The following is a 13326-nucleotide window of genomic DNA, read 5'->3' as shown; positions in this document are numbered from 1 at the left end:
CGATGGATCCCGTCCGACTTGCATGTATTAGGCCTGCCGCTAGCGTTCATCCTGAGCCAGGATCAAACTCTCCATTGTAAAATGAAGTTTTTGATTCCAACTATTTACATAATCAGAATTCTTTTTTATATCTCTGATCTTGGATCGAATTGAACTAATTCTTGAATTTGTTCATGACTTTCGTTTTATCTACTCGTCACGCTTACATGATTGTGTTTTCTTAAAGAACTTCTGCGCTTCAACTTCCGTATCCGCTATATTCCGATGGCATTGCGCCCTCTTTATCTTTTTTTTGTTTCCCTCCGTTTCCGTTGGGACTGCAAAGGTAGAAATCTTTTTTGAAATTCCAAAAAACTTTTGAAGTTTTTTTTCTTTTTCTTTTTCCCGATTTCCGCGCCTAACTTCCGTTAAACCCTTCTTTTTTTCAGTGGTCACCTCTTTCGAAGTAACCGTCCCTCCCTTGCGGAGTGGTGCAAAGATAGGGAGATTACTAACAAACTTCCAAGCCTTTTGTTCTTATTTATTTCAATATATCCGTAACTCGCTGTGAACTTGGCGGATTCTTTTTGTAAAACAGCATCCCGGGGGGCCAAGGGATGCAAAAATGGACGGTTATACGGGAAAATGCAGAGGAAAGACCACAGAAAGGTCGCAGGAACGTGGGCGGGAACGTGGACGAAGGAACCGGGGAATGCCGCACGGTAGTGGATACCCTGGGCGCAGAGGTTATGGAAAAGGTGGAAATTGCTGCCGGGATAGTATCACCGGAGCTACACGTTCCCGGACGGATCATCTGGGAAATTTTACCAGATCCCGATCTATATTCATTAGAGTATTACCTAAGGTTAAAGAGGGGTATTAACAGATATAAATCCCTGTTAATACGGATTAATATCTCTATTAATACGCTATTACATAACCAGAGGGTATGCAGATGCGCCGAAGCGGGCAGAAATAACAATAAACAAAAAGGAAATTTTACTCAGATAACATACAAATCGACTATCGGCTATAAACAGCGTACTTACATAATTAATATAAGGTGTTTAAAGAAAAAAAAGCTGAATTAAAAGCAGATTACCGCTAAACTAATGTATAATCTATATAAAAGAGATATAATGTCTCCTTTATAGTTTCTCCACCGAAGAACAAATATTATTCAGCTTAATTTTTACACAACCGTTTGATCTTTGTAAACTCTTTTTTATAATCAATTAATTACTTATTTTAACCTTACAATAAACTTAAAGAATTATGAGTGCCATCAATCTCATATTAACCTTATTGCCAATTTTGAGCAAAACGGAAGTCAAAGAAAATTTAGCTGCAAATAAGATGCAATAGGACGATGAAAGCATTTACTAAAACCAATTAACTGAAAAATTGACACCCATGCGTTCTATTTTACTGTCCATAATTTCCATATTCACTTCTTTGTGCTTAAGTGCGCAAAACCACTGCATTTACATTCATACAGACAAAGATTATTACCTCCCTTCTGACACTGTCTGGTTTAAAGCATATTTGCTCGAGGATGGGAGACCTGCCACTACGGTGTTCAATCTGTACATGCGTATAGCCAATGAAGCAGGTATAGAATTCCAGCAATCTGTTGCTATGGTCACTGAAGGTATTAGCGCGAGCTTCTTTATTATTCCTTCACAATTCAAAGGGAATAACATTTACATCAACGCATATGCAAGAAATCAGCATTCCCCGGTTCAGAAACCCTACTTTAAAAAAATAGGCGTATTGCATTTCGATGAAGAACAAAAGTCAGCTTCTCGCAGCCCTAAATCCAAACAAACATTCTTACATATAAGTCCCAGCGGCGGAATACTTTTAAACGGTATTGAAAATCAAGTTGCATTCCAAGCAATCGATCAATTTGGCTTACCCTTCATGACGAAAGCAAAATTATTGGACGATCAAAATAAACAGATAACAACCTTCGAAACAGATTCTGCTGGACTAGCCGAAGTAAGCTTCGTCCCATCGACGTCAGCCCATTATAGGGTCGAATGGTTAGATCCCAAAGGGGATCTTCGAAAAAATAACCTGCCGCAAGCCGTCTTAGGCATTAAAGCCCATATTATCGCCGATACAAATTTAACAAGTATTCAATTACAAAGTAATACAGCCCCAAAAACGGTCAATGTAAAGGCGAGCATTGGTCAACGGCTCCTGTTTTCGGAGAACATTGAGGTGTCAAGCGCCAAGAAAATCAATATCCCAATTCAAAATAGTGATTTGGAATATGGAATTATGCAAGTACAAATAAGCGATAGTCAGGGAAAAATGCTATCGAAACAAAGTCAGCTTATTGGGCAAAATACGATCGAAATTACGCCCCAAGTAAGTATTGAACAGGGCACAGGAAGCAAATCTGCAAATACGCTGTCTTTAACACTGCCTCACACAATTGAGCGAGCAAGTTTGTCAATTTCGATCACCGACATCGACATACCTATTGACAGTTCTAGTAATATAATAACCGATCTTATTTTCAAACCCATAACTGCATATGAAATTCCAAGTGCATTAAAAATCTGGCAATCGACCAAACATAAAGATCTTTTTATTCAAAGTCAATCCTGGCTTTCGGAGGTTTGTCCTACAGACTCAGTAATACAACCCGATACCTTGATTGTATTAAGAGGGCAGATCAGCATGGAAGCGAGTGCATGGCCAAAATTCTACAAACGCTATCTAAAATACAACCAGCGCAAATTCAAAGAAAGCGGCAAAAGAAGAGGGATCTCTTTTGGTTACAAAGATTTTCAAAAACTTAGGTTCAAATACACTGAAGCCGAAATGGATTCTCTCGGCCGATTTACTGTACCCAACTTAATTGTCTTTGATTCCATGGACATGCGCGTCAGCCAGATCCATTCTCAATTGAAATTCTATCCTTTCAAAGTCAATTACTCTTTTGTAGATCCAAACAAATATAGGTTTCCTTTTTACATCCCTATTTCTAAATCAGGCCAAAAACCGGGGTATTCTGAACCGCAGGAGCGCACAAATTTTAAGAGCTATTTCTATACAGATGCTAAAGGAAATCGCATTCTCCCTACTGCTAATGTTAAGCGGCTGACAAAGAGACAACGTGAGATCTCACTTTTAGAACGTCGATTCAAGCTACAAGATATTCCAACCAATCTCGACCCAGATCAAATATTACTTCCATTATTAGATGAAGAAGTCCAAAAAAGAGCCATGTCCTTATACGATTATCTCCGTCGTCATTTGAATGGATATAATTACGTGACTTATCTCAATGGACAGAGAAAACGTGACCCAGACCGAGATTTTTTAATGGCCGACGTTTCTAACTATGCTTATATCAAATGTTATCGCTCATTTCCGCCTGCAAACGGAGCCGCAGCAGTGTTAATTTTCGAACTAGCACCATCAGAAAAAGATCGAGATTTTGGTAAATATGTGGATGAACAGACCATATTGGGCTATATGCCTATCAAGCAGTTCACACAACGCGACTACTCCGAAGATACTAATAAAGGAAAAATTCTGGAGGATAATCGAATGACGCTCTATTGGGATCCATTTGTTTCAATAGATAGTACTGCAGCATCCAAGCAGATCAAATTTTTCAACAACAGTAAGGCCAAAGGATTCTGTATTACTATACAAGGTGTCTGCAACACAGGTCAGCTTGTTTACTATCGCCGCATCTTCAATAGTCCAGAATCTGAACGTCCAGAGAAATCGCAAAAATAATTGCCATAAATAAAGACGGTCCGGACTTCATCAAGATGTTCACCAACTTACAGGGCCTTGTTTACCATTCGAGAATACCACACAAGAAAATCGCCTACAAAGTATCCACTTTGCAGGCGATTTCTACATCGAACATCTTCGTTCTCCGATTATTAATATCGAACTTCGTCTTTCCTTTATTAAATCTAAAAACGATAATTGCAATTAATAAGCATATGCTCTAAATTCACCTAAGTGAGTAGATTTCGCACTATTCATTGGTGCTGTCATTGTAATTCGAATATAGCGTGCTTTAACAGGTGTCACGCTATAATCTTGCCAAGCAGCTGGATTATCCGCCGAGTTAAATGTTAAATCTTTACCAACTATCGCCCAATTGACCTTGTCCACTGAAACTTCTATGTTGAAGGTTTTAAATCCTCCTGTCGTATTATTATGGCGACGAATCATACCAAAACGGCCTAAAACTTCCACCTTTGACATATCAACTACAAACCAATGTGGATATGGCGGTTCGCCATCGGACCAAGTCGAGTGCCAAAACGTAGTAATATCGCCATCAATAAGACTCTGTGGTTTACCATTGGCAGCTCCCTCCTGCATTTCTATTGAAGAAGTCTCTGCAGACCACACTGTTTTATTTATTAATCCTAATGGATTTACTTGTTTATTCTGTATCGGCGAAGCCTGTCCTTCAGTTTCCAAGGTATACGCTATTGCAGTCGCTTTCCCCTGAACATCGAACGAAAGTTTACCTTTCACATCTGTGCTCTCCTTTAAAACAGCTGTCTTTTTTACCCCATTTAATTCGTACTGTACATTCACCGTCACTGGATCCTGTGTTTCATTGTCCCAGGCTAAAACAAGATTATTACCTTCCATATAAGGTACAACTGTTGGCAATATCAACTTATACGTCAGCAAACCAGGAGCCGTTTGAGATTGAGCGATCGCTGTTCTCTTCCATTGGTCATCCTGAAATTTTAATGAGAAATCTATCTTTTTGGTTTCGTCGGTTAAATTCAAAACCGTCACCGTGTCCTGTTTATTCCCCTTCAAGTCCACCTCAAAAGATTTTCCTGCAACTGCATATGACAGTTTTCCTGGGAGCTCACGCTGTGATGTATTTGGAAAAATAAATGTTACCCCACCTGGAATTGCTTGTACTGAAACATTCTCCATTTTATAATCCACCTCATAGGCTCTTGGTCTTAATATGGTTTTGGTCACTTTAGAGCCGGTATCATCCGAGGTAAAATATTGCAATGCGAAGTCATAGCTTTTCAATTCACTTAAGTGAATGATTGTAGGCTCGTTGAATTTAGTGACATCCAATAGCTTATCTGCAGCACCATCTTTGTATTTGATCTGTGCTTTGACGACACGATCTGACAAAGCAGGCCAATGTATTTCTATATTTTGGTTGAAAGCTGATACATAAGTCAAATTTGTTGGCTTTGCTGTTGGGCGTGTCTCCGTCACAATGGTTTCCTGATCCCCTTGCTGAGGAAACACAAGTTCTTCTTCTTTACAACTCCCCATACTCAGTAAAAAAGCTCCTAAAATGACATTAAATGCCCAGCTCATTTTAAAATTCCTTTTCATCTTTAAATAACGTTTATTCCACCAGTACGATGGAGCTTAGTTTATAATCTATTTTCTTATTGCTTTGGCAAGAGGAACTCTACTTCGTATTTATTTAAAAACACCTGCCCTTCCAATTTCCAATCTTTTAATGTCCGTACTTCCAACCAATAAAATATCTGTGGAAAAAAGTCAGGTGCTTGAATAAACACTGCATTGTCGCCCAACTCACAAGGCACCACTTCAGAGGTCATTCTGGATTGGAAATCTCCACTAAGTCCCATAGCACTTTTGCCAGATACCTCATTCTGAATTGAACCGCTTTCAGTCGGTGACATCTTCCAATAACCTTTCAGATTATTAACAAAAGAAGAATTAGTCGATCCATCTACGGAACATAAAGAGTTCCGGATTTCATCTTGCGTAAATGCTTTATTAAAGATCGATACATTAGACACATCAAAATCCACCAAATCGTACGATATGCTTGGTCTATAGCCAAAAATCAAAGGATCATTTGTTTTGATATTAGCCACATTCATTCCTGAAGTAGTTGTTTCCTGCGCTAATGTACCATTATTATAAATCTTGATATTAACCTGATCATTTCCGATCGCTTTGATGACTGTGGTCATGGTATACCACTCTCCATTGACTTTTGCTGTTTGGCAAGTGGCCTCCTTGACACCATCACTGATCTTGACCTGCAAATCATTTCCCCAGGTAAAATACATCCAGCCTGGAGTACCTAATGATGTATTCGAATCCTTGCCGAAGATCCCTGAGTACCAATAGTTATAGGTATTGGGTGAATAGGTTGATGAAATAATCGTATTATTTAAATTAAACCTGAAACGCGCAGAAATTGTTAATTCTTTTGTGGTCGCCAAATCATAGTCGCTTGAATTGCCCAAATTATCACTGACAGCTCTTACACCAAGCGGTTTATTTCCTGTACCATCGTATCCCCACATTCTGACATAACTCATAGGTTTACCCGTTAATTCAGCGCCTTTAAAGTTTTTATTCTGAAAAATGGCAAAGGTATTCCGCTCCTCTAAGGTTCCACCTCCGTAAGAATCGCCAATTCCACCATGATTTGATGTTAGGATAACTAACCAATCTTCATTTGGATAGTTTTTACGGGCAGCCAATCCTTTCGCTATTTCGCCGATATAGCCGTCTACTTTCTTTAAGGCATTCGCATAATCGTTATTGCTCACTGTAAAACCACCTTTTTCTCCTGCTTCTAATAAGGACGTGAATTGTACAATCATAAAGTCGCTATTCTTGGTGTTAAACAAATCTAACACCTTCTTCTTGACATCTTCATCAGTCGCGCCGTTATATGTTTCATTCGCACTGACAAGCAGTTTGTCATTCAAAGTAACCGATCGTGATACGACGCTTGTCTTCATTGACGGAGCTACAGTTGAGATCCGATACAACATGGACGGATAACCCGCAACATTTTCATGTGGATCATCTTCATTTGGCCTTGGAATATAAGACTCGTCGACAATATGGTGGTTGGTATATGTTACTCCACTCATCATCGTCATCCAAGAAGATGGATTACTGGTATTCTCATCAGCAAGGGCATTAAACGTATACTTACTTGTTTTGAGTAATTCTGCAATATTGCTTGGCACGCTCTTTTTTAATTCCTGTCCTACCAATCCGTCAATGGAGATAAAAAGGACTTTCCGTTTAACCGGTTGTTCCAAATTCTGCTCATAGTCCTCGTAGATAGCAGGCGGATTGGCATATTTTGTACAGCCAACCAACAAAAACGCTGCACTTACGACGATAATTAAGGCTTTCTTTATATTGAATAATCTTTTCATAACTTAAGTTTATATATCGTAAAACACACCCAATTCAGCAATGGCAACGTGTACTGCTCCCCCAGTATTCGGATCGGGGAACACAAATTTCACGTATTGAGCCTCCACGAGGTTCGAAAAAGCAAACTCTTTCATTGCTGCATTCTGAGCAGTTGTTTGGGAAGAGCTACCTAGCGCGTATTGACCCATATCGGTCCAGTTTTTGTTATCCTTACTGATAAAAACTTTGACTTTAGTCGCGAAGGTCGCATTTGCTCTATTTTTGTAATAAAAGCCCTTAAACACATTAACCTCCTTCATGTTCATGGTTAACTCTACAGGTAACGTAGTAGGAATAGAACAGCCTGACCAACAGGTGTGCCAATAGGTATTTGGATCGCCATCGGTCATCGCAGTAAACTTACCGGTACTTTCGTTGGTTGCTGTTGCGACATTGGCTGTAAATTCAAATAGGCCGCTTGGTAAGAAATAACGTGGCTGTAATACGCCATCACCACCTGTAAAAGTCAATGGATTGTATTCCCAAATCGCGCGATCCATTGGTGGATATTTCTCACGCATTTCACGTTTAGCCGAGCTACTTACCGGAATACCCCATGCGATAAAAAAGCGATTGAAGTCCTTACCTGTAAAATTACATAGCTGACGATAGAAGTAATCACGTTTTCCCTGGTCTAAAGAACTAGCAAAATTTTCATTCCTCGCCTTACTATAGATGTAAGGGAAGAAATCCCAACCTGATTCACCATTTTTTCCCTTTGTCTTATCAAAAATCTGAAGGAAAGGTGTTAATCGTGCAAAAGGATCATCAGCGTCTATACCCAATTCCTCAGGGAAATTGGAAAAATTCTTCGCCGAAGTTAACGCCGCAAATTTTAATGCCGCTGGAATCGATGTCTTCAATGCCGGATGGAAATCTATGCGAGAAGTAACGCCACGGTTTCGCGCTGCATTAAAAATAAACAGATTGTTTGTCGTCTCCACTAAATCAGACCAGCTCCAGGCCCAGCTCGCTTGGTAATTGTGCCCGACTTCATGGTACGATCCCCATGAAGTCCCTTTTCTGATTGTATTCGGATTTGTCAGTTCATCCAGCCAATATTCATCTTCTTGCATTACCCAGGGACTACCGCTGTGGGCATATCCCAATGAAGGATGAATATCCATTACACCTCTCTCCCAAAATTCCGGATAGCGATTTATTGGATCAGTCGCATCAGCAGATAGTCCCATCCAATGGTAATAATCTTTGACATAAGTCTCGTCCCACAAACGCAAAGCCTCATCCACCTGATCCATCTTTCCAGATTGGATGAATTTAACAATCAGTGAACGGGGAACGGAGAAGGCAACGCGCTCACCGATGAGATCCATCCAAGGCACATCTTGCGACAAAACCTGTTTTTTCCAATCGACCACAGTGGATTTCCCTAAAATAAAGTCAGTGGACTTGACAGCACCCGCTACTTTAATATTAACAGGAGTTGTGCTTGCTTTCTGATTAATAATCCATACGGTTCCACCATACAAGTTTTTAATGTAGTTTGTCCCCGGAAATAATTCCTTTCTAGTGTACAAAACAGGATCCCGACGGGGAGCATCTTTACCTGTTATATTATCTGTATGTACACCTATCTGTACTGTCATACCGATGGCTCCAGCAGGTACTGTAATCCGAATTACCTCTCCTGCGGGAGCATATAATCCTGTGGTATAAATTGGCGCAGGCGTTACGCTGACTTTATAATCAAAAGATGACACATATTTTCTATTCATTAACATAGCAATCGTGGTATCCTTAACACGCGTCACATTTTCCCCTACCAAACCAGGGTATATCCGAGCCCGATGGTACAAACTTTTATCAGCTTTGCCCATGGTCGTATCCGATTTAAGTGGGGTTTCAGTAGAATCTCCAGATTGATAACCATCTGGAAACTCAATACCATATTTACTGCAGGAGGAGGCAAAAGCCATCAACCCAACAAATAATCCAAAAACTAAATATCTCTTTCTCATTAGGTCAAAATTTGGTTATTTTCTAATTTGTGTATAGTTTGGCGTCCAGCTCTTGCCGTCCAAATTCCATGATGATTCTACCGATACCCCCAACCATTGATAAATCATAAAAGGAATATCCACGGCATTAGGCACTAGACGATAAAAAGATTCCTCAATTGGTGGTTGAAAAAATGGTACCAATTCATTGAAACTTGTCCAGGAAACCGGGCCCATCAGTTTAATATTACCTGCACCTTTACCTGTTTTCTCAGTTAAAATTGATGTATTTACATCATCGTAACCAGGCCAATATGCTTGTAAATTATTCCAAAATGGAAAACTTTCATCTATATGTGTGACACCACCATACTTCACTACTTCCTCATAACTAAATGCCCTATTATAGACTTGTAAATTACACATTGATAAATTTAATACATCACCATCTCCTACAGTGTAACCATAAGTCAGGGGAACATTGTTACTCAAATTTGCATTTGCTAGCCGATTACGGGATACTTTTCCTGAGATCGCATTCTTCGTGCCATCAGTATAGGCAAAGATGGAATCTTGTGCACCACTACCATGGATAACTACCGTGAGTGCATGCCATTCACCATCATTGATATAATTGCCAAAAGTCTGATCATTACTTTGGCTATTAAAGCCCCATCCTCCGTTTTCGGAAAAGATATTCCATCCCACATCTTGAAACCCCTTCAATCGCTTGGCTAGAAATGTTGCATAATTATAAGTACTATTCACTTCATTGTGCTTCGCAAAGAAGGTAATAGTCCAATCCGTCCCAGGAGTAATATTAAACAATGTTGCATCGGCGACACTTCCCGTTACTTTGCCATTGCCAGAGTAGACAAATCTCGTGGCATTTGCCACAAAAGGAATATCTTTAGAGTTGGGTCTTGGAACAATTTTCCGTGCAAACTTTGGTGAATAAAATAAAGTATATGTATCTCTTTTACTATCCCCATAAGGTGTAAAATCGGTCACCGGATCCGTAGATACCCCACCCTGAGCAGAAGTTACAATCACGACCCAGTTTTCCGTATTGAAACTAGTTCTCTTCTTGATCGTTGCCCATAAAGATTGGACCTGTTTGTCCATTACATTGACTGCAGCAACATATTTTGTATCCTCGGCCGTATAGGCTGAGGATTTCCCCGCTTTATCAACTTCCGTCAAATGGATAACATTCAAATCCGATTCGGTATTTGCCAATGCTGTATTGGCCGCAGTGACCACCGCAACATCATTACTTTCTACCTTAACTTCGGCATCTTTACCCAGGGTAGTACCATACTTTGCGTCAGAAGTGAAAAGGCTCGATTTACGACTTGTTGCATTTTGCTTCAACTTCGTAAAAATCGTTGGATACTTATTCAAATCAATCGGACTTAAATCCGTCCCGACGACCTTATTTTTAGCACTATTAACACCCGTCAGCAACGAGGCAGTAACCGATTGATTAGTCACTTCAAATTCGGTTGTAGGGTCAGCTAAACTACCATAAGTAACTAGGCCATTGCGCGTCATCAAATCAATATTCGTTGGAGCAATGTCCTGCATTGCAGGACCTGAAAGCCCATCAACAATAACCAATAACACCTTATCACGGCTTTCTGGACTATCCTTTGCTTCATTGAAATTCTGCAACAAGTTCGGAAAATCTTTATTACAAGCACCTAATACCATTAAGGTAGCAAGTGCTAAAGAAATATGTCTAAAAGTTTTTAAATACTTAATCATAACCAGTTTATTTATTGGGTTAATTCTTGATTTCCAAACGTAGGAAGTTTCCTACTGTTTTTTGCCCATATTGGAGAATGCTCCCTCCAAGCAACAATGCAGGTTCACCTAAAGAAGATTTCGTCTCGATTACTTTAAAAAGTGCACCCGTGAATGGTCCCAATGAATTATATTTTTGCAGCAATTCGCCATTTTTTTCCAAGATCAATAGATTTGCTCTTGGCACACCCGCATAGGTTTTATATGTTCCATCAATAATGAGCTGTCCATTGTTTAGAATTTGGGCATAATTGATAATGCCTGTACCAATATCGCGCAAGATAAAGGTGTTATCAACGGTACCTTCTGTATTCATCAGTGCAACATTATTTACCTTTCCTGAAGCACCAGCACCTGTAAAAATGCCCGAAACAACTAATTTCTTCAATGTACTGTTATAACTTAGTGCAAATAATCGGGTAACATTTCCATTCAATTTAAACGTCTCGTCTAAGGAGCCGTCCGATTTGATGCAGGCAATCCCATTAGCGGCCTTACCATTATAGGTGGTAAAAGCACCCACGATGACTATACGCTCATTATCAATCATTGCAGCATCCATAATCTGTCCGTTGGCACCGGAGTTGTTCAGCGCAAATGTAGAATCCAATGAACCATCCTCCTTCATGCGAATGACACTCTTGGCCGTCGAGATAATATATCTACGGGAATCACGGGAAGAATAGTCGTAATCAATCTTAAAATGAGATGTGAAGTTACCTACTGCAATCACCTTATTATCAGTAGTAGTAAAAGCTCTAAGGATCAATCCGTTTACACCACCGTTAAATGCGGACACCGTATCCAATGAATTTTTAGGGTCATTACCCGGATTGATCACTTCTACAATCATGGAATCAATCGCACCATCATTGTTGACGCGAACAATGTTATTGACCGCTCGTTTGGCGAAAGTTCCCAAAGCGCCGGCAAAGATAAATTTACCATCACTTGTTTTTGCAATTGACCGTACAAAACCGCCGCCAAATGCCCCTTGGCCAAATTTCATATTATCGCTGGTCTTGCCATTGGCATCAATAAAATGTACCCCATTGCGATAAACCCTTTTATCCACTGCTTCATTTTCGAAATTGTAGAAAGATCCAGCGACAATAAAACCACCGGCATTAGGCAGAATATCATATACTGAGCCTCTAAATCCATTCACCATACCGTAGTTTTCGTCCACCGAAGTATTTCCCTCAATTTCCAGACGTGGCCCATAAAAGATTTCTTCACCCACAACTATTTTAGCATCTCCCGAGGTAATCTGTGCCGGGACTTTAATCGTGACTAGCGAATCTTTCGCAGACACGATCTCTACCGCTGTGTTATTCACAAAAAAGTTAATTTGATCCAATTTACCTTTTAGTCCTTTGACATAAAAATCCACCAATTCCCCTGGCTTTGCCGTTCCTGGTTCTGGATAATTTATATAAAATCCAATGCCCAAAGGTTCCTTGCCCCCGGCGTACGGATCTGTTCCGGTTACGATGTCCTTGCTACAAGCAGCACATGTGATTAATGCTACAATCAGAACAGCTATTTTGGTTATTAAATTTCTTTTCATAATAATATCAGATCGTTATTTTTTGGGAAGCACACCCAACAAGTAAGCCTCATTTGCAAATTCATAATTCTGAAATCCAAATGCATGTTTCGAAAATTGCAACACATGTAATACACCATTAGTCGGTTGGATATCCGATGTGGCTACCGGTGCTGTAATAAAAGGAACAAAATAATCCTTAATTTCATCGGGTACACTCATCGAATAAGGATAGTTTAAATAAAGCTGACGGTAACCAGCATATTTAATGACCTGTGTACCACCAGAGCTTTCATTTTTACTGACAACGTCATTATAGAGTACACCTATATTCATATCGCCACCATCCAGGTTTTTATAAACCCCACCCGGAAATGCTGCCAAGTTTAGTGTATCAATCTGACGATAATCTTTGGCTACATTTTTACCTTTAAAAATATACCTGGAAAGGTATTTTCTCCAGACCTCGGGTCTAATTTGCTCCAATTTTGTAATGGAATCTTGTCCAGAACGAAACAACTGTTGGTTTAACAACCATACAGATTTCAAAACACAAGGATCGGGGGGGGCAAAGAAGGTTACTTCATCATTTTTAAGTACAGCATCCAATTTAGCAACTTTCAATGCAACCATTAGGGTATCAAACAAATCGGGTCTTGATTCCAGATAATTCCAGATCGTACCCTTAAACTTCGCTTCATGAACACCCGTATCGATAAAATCTTCTTTTTTACACGCCGAAAACAGCGAAACTGCCATCAACAGTAAAAAAGTATATTTCCAAATCTTTTTCATGATCTA

At 39.7% G+C, this 13326-nt stretch carries 8 protein-coding genes and 1 rRNA gene; 2 read left to right on the top strand and 7 right to left on the bottom strand.

Annotated features, from left to right (window positions below; translation table 11 throughout):
• Nucleotides 1–78: ribosomal RNA gene (locus LC454_RS20470) — 16S ribosomal RNA — on the bottom strand; the annotation flags it as partial.
• A gap of 526 nt (nucleotides 79–604) precedes the next feature.
• Between LC454_RS20470 and LC454_RS20465 the strand changes: the two genes are divergently transcribed.
• Both LC454_RS20465 and LC454_RS20460 read left to right on the top strand, forming a co-directional pair.
• Complete coding sequence (locus tag LC454_RS20465) at nucleotides 605–862, top strand: hypothetical protein (protein WP_223584264.1); 258 nt, start codon at nucleotides 605–607, stop codon at nucleotides 860–862.
• Nucleotides 863–1392: 530 nt separating this feature from the next.
• The gene (locus tag LC454_RS20460) at nucleotides 1393–3741 is read left to right on the top strand and encodes a hypothetical protein (RefSeq protein WP_223584263.1); all 2349 of its coding nucleotides are present in this window, start codon (nucleotides 1393–1395) and stop codon (nucleotides 3739–3741) included.
• A gap of 204 nt (nucleotides 3742–3945) precedes the next feature.
• Here LC454_RS20460 and LC454_RS20455 read toward each other — a convergent pair whose 3' ends face one another.
• From LC454_RS20455 to LC454_RS20430, 6 genes are read right to left on the bottom strand one after another with little or no spacing between them, the layout of a single operon-like run.
• Entirely contained in the window at nucleotides 3946–5346 is a 1401-nt protein-coding gene (locus LC454_RS20455; protein WP_223584262.1) for a discoidin domain-containing protein, read from the bottom strand.
• Between the two features lie 56 nt (nucleotides 5347–5402).
• Nucleotides 5403–7172, bottom strand: coding sequence for an alkaline phosphatase family protein (locus LC454_RS20450; RefSeq protein WP_223584261.1), 1770 nt, complete (start codon nucleotides 7170–7172; stop codon nucleotides 5403–5405).
• Between the two features lie 9 nt (nucleotides 7173–7181).
• Nucleotides 7182–9191 carry a M60 family metallopeptidase gene (locus tag LC454_RS20445; RefSeq protein WP_223584260.1) on the bottom strand — a complete coding sequence of 670 codons (2010 nt, stop codon included), beginning with the start codon at nucleotides 9189–9191 and terminating at the stop codon, nucleotides 7182–7184.
• A 15-nt stretch (nucleotides 9192–9206) separates the two neighbouring features.
• Nucleotides 9207–10937, bottom strand: a complete 1731-nt coding sequence (locus tag LC454_RS20440; RefSeq protein WP_223584259.1) for a DUF4983 domain-containing protein — start codon at nucleotides 10935–10937, stop codon at nucleotides 9207–9209.
• Between the two features lie 19 nt (nucleotides 10938–10956).
• A complete protein-coding gene (locus LC454_RS20435) occupies nucleotides 10957–12546 on the bottom strand; it encodes a DUF5008 domain-containing protein (protein ID WP_223584258.1) in 1590 nt (529 codons plus the stop codon).
• A 15-nt stretch (nucleotides 12547–12561) separates the two neighbouring features.
• Complete coding sequence (locus tag LC454_RS20430) at nucleotides 12562–13320, bottom strand: hypothetical protein (protein WP_223584257.1); 759 nt, start codon at nucleotides 13318–13320, stop codon at nucleotides 12562–12564.
• Nucleotides 13321–13326 lie beyond the last annotated feature (6 nt).

This window comes from Sphingobacterium sp. GVS05A (genome assembly GCF_019969845.1).
Lineage (GTDB): Bacteria > Bacteroidota > Bacteroidia > Sphingobacteriales > Sphingobacteriaceae > Sphingobacterium.
This window is presented reverse-complemented; position numbering and strand designations above follow the sequence as displayed.

Excerpts from the sequence above, each read along its gene's own strand:
- LC454_RS20440 (WP_223584259.1), bottom strand. The coding sequence starts at position 10,937 with ATGATTAAGTATTTAAAAACTTTTAGACATATTTCTTTAGCACTTGCT.
- LC454_RS20445 (WP_223584260.1), bottom strand. The coding sequence starts at position 9,191 with ATGAGAAAGAGATATTTAGTTTTTGGATTATTTGTTGGGTTGATGGCT.
- LC454_RS20465 (WP_223584264.1), top strand. The coding sequence starts at position 605 with ATGGACGGTTATACGGGAAAATGCAGAGGAAAGACCACAGAAAGGTCG.
- LC454_RS20460 (WP_223584263.1), top strand. The coding sequence starts at position 1,393 with ATGCGTTCTATTTTACTGTCCATAATTTCCATATTCACTTCTTTGTGC.
- LC454_RS20450 (WP_223584261.1), bottom strand. The coding sequence starts at position 7,172 with ATGAAAAGATTATTCAATATAAAGAAAGCCTTAATTATCGTCGTAAGT.
- LC454_RS20455 (WP_223584262.1), bottom strand. The coding sequence starts at position 5,346 with ATGAAAAGGAATTTTAAAATGAGCTGGGCATTTAATGTCATTTTAGGA.
- LC454_RS20430 (WP_223584257.1), bottom strand. The coding sequence starts at position 13,320 with ATGAAAAAGATTTGGAAATATACTTTTTTACTGTTGATGGCAGTTTCG.
- LC454_RS20435 (WP_223584258.1), bottom strand. The coding sequence starts at position 12,546 with ATGAAAAGAAATTTAATAACCAAAATAGCTGTTCTGATTGTAGCATTA.